Origin of the sequence: Nguyenibacter vanlangensis (assembly GCF_013376155.1) — a bacterium.
GTDB lineage: Bacteria > Pseudomonadota > Alphaproteobacteria > Acetobacterales > Acetobacteraceae > Gluconacetobacter > Gluconacetobacter vanlangensis.
Map to the genome: position 1 here is coordinate 1 of NZ_JABXXP010001039.1, position 775 is coordinate 775.

Sequence of the window (775 nt, forward strand, 5' to 3'; positions counted from 1 at the left end):
CAGCTATGAGGCCAGGCGCTTCGGCGTGTGCTCGGCCATGCCGTCGGTCACCGCCCTGCGCCGCTGCCCCGACCTGGTGTTCGTGCCGCCGCGCTTCGACGTCTATCGCGCCGTCTCGGCGCAGATCCACGCCATCTTCGCGCGCTATACCGCACTGATTCAGCCCCTCTCGCTGGACGAGGCCTATCTGGACGTCACCGTGCCGCTGGTCGCCCGCCCCTCGGCCACCGCCATCGCCCAGGACATCCGCGCCGCCATCCGGGCCGAAACCGGCCTGACCGCCTCGGCCGGCGTGTCCTACAACAAATTCCTGGCCAAGCTGGCATCCGACCATCGCAAGCCGGACGGGCTGTACGTGATTACCCCCCGCATGGGACCGCGCTTCGTCGAGGCGCTGCCGGTCGAGCGCTTCCACGGCATCGGCCCGGCCACGGCGGCACGCATGCACGCGCTGGGCATCCGTACCGGCCTGGACCTCCGCGCCTGGGACATGGCCGGCCTGGCCCGGCATTTCGGCAAGGCCGCGGCCTTCTATCACGGCATCGCGCGCGGACGGGACGACCGTCCGGTCGAACCCGACCGGCCCCGCAAATCGCTGGGGGCCGAACGGACATTCGACCGCGACATCCGGGACTGGCCGCAGGCCGCCGCGGCCTTGGACGATCTGTCCGCCCGGGTCTGGCAGGCCTGCGCCCGGCGTGGATTGTCCGGCCGCACCGTCACCCTGAAACTCCGCTATGCCGATTTCAGGCAGACCGGGCGCGCGCACTCGCTG

General features: G+C 71.2%; 1 protein-coding gene. It reads left to right on the top strand.

Annotation, left to right across the window (positions count from 1 at the left end; all coding sequences use genetic code 11):
• Nucleotides 1-775: DNA polymerase IV (gene dinB / locus HUK84_RS21065; protein WP_176641909.1), on the top strand; the 775-nt coding region annotated here is incomplete at both ends.